This window comes from Protofrankia sp. Cas3 (assembly GCF_963555955.1).
GTDB lineage: Bacteria > Actinomycetota > Actinomycetes > Frankiales > Frankiaceae > Protofrankia.
Genome location: NZ_CAUVXP010000310.1, coordinates 1,562 through 2,532 on the forward strand (window position 1 = coordinate 1,562; position 971 = coordinate 2,532).

Annotated in this window: 1 protein-coding gene; it reads left to right on the forward strand. The window is 71.4% G+C overall.

The genetic code is table 11. The features are described 5' to 3' along the window. Positions 1-971: transposase (locus tag U9983_RS27570; protein ID WP_322756808.1), on the forward strand; the 971-nt coding region annotated here is incomplete at both ends.

The window sequence follows — 971 nt, forward strand, 5'->3', positions numbered from 1 at the left end:
TGCGCGCCGGCGCGCTTGCGGACCTGTTCGGCGGGATCCGCGCGCCCTCCACCCTCGGCACGTTCCTGCGGAAGCTGACCCTGGGCAGCATCAGCCAGCTCGAGCAGGTCAACCGGCTGCTACTGGCCCGGCTCACCGCCGCCGCGCCGCCGCTGTTGACCGGCTGCGACACGCTGGCGTTCGTCGACCTCGGCTCCTGCCAGCGCCGCGTGTACGGCCCGGCCAAGCAAGGCGCCACCGTCGGCCACACCAAGATCGCCAGCAGGTCGGTGTTCGTCCGGGGCCTGAACGCGATGATCGGCACCGTGTCGACCCTGACCAGCCCGCCGCTCGTGACGAACGCCCGGCTGCGCGCCGGCAACGCCGTCTCGGCGAAAGGCACGGCCCGATTCCTCGCCCAGACCGTCGGCGCCGCCCACGACGCCGGCGCCACCGGGACGCTCGTCGCCCGGGGAGACTCCGGGTTCTACACCGGCACGGTCGTGACCACCCGCCGCCGCCTTCACATCCACTTCTCGATCACCACACCGGGCAACAGCGCGATCCGCGCCGCCTACGAGGCCATCGACGACACAGCGTGGACACCAATCCGCTACCCGAAGGCGATCTGGGACGAGGACCTGAAGGCATGGATCTCCGACGCGGAGATCACCGAGACCACCTACACCGCCTTCAGGGACACCCGCCACCAGGTCACCGCACGACCGGTCGCCCGCCGGGTCAGGGCGCTCAACCACACGACCAGCCCCGGGCAGGGCGAGCCGTTTCCGACCTGGCGCTACCACGCCGTGTTCACCGACAGTCCGTTCACCCTGGCCCAAGCCGAGCCCCAGCACCGCCACCACGCGATCATCGAACAGGCCAACGCCGACCTCATCCACGGCCCGCTCGCGCACCTGCCCCCGGGCAGGTTCACCGCCAACGCCGCCTGCCTCATCCTCGCCGCGATCACCCACAACCTGCTGCGGGCC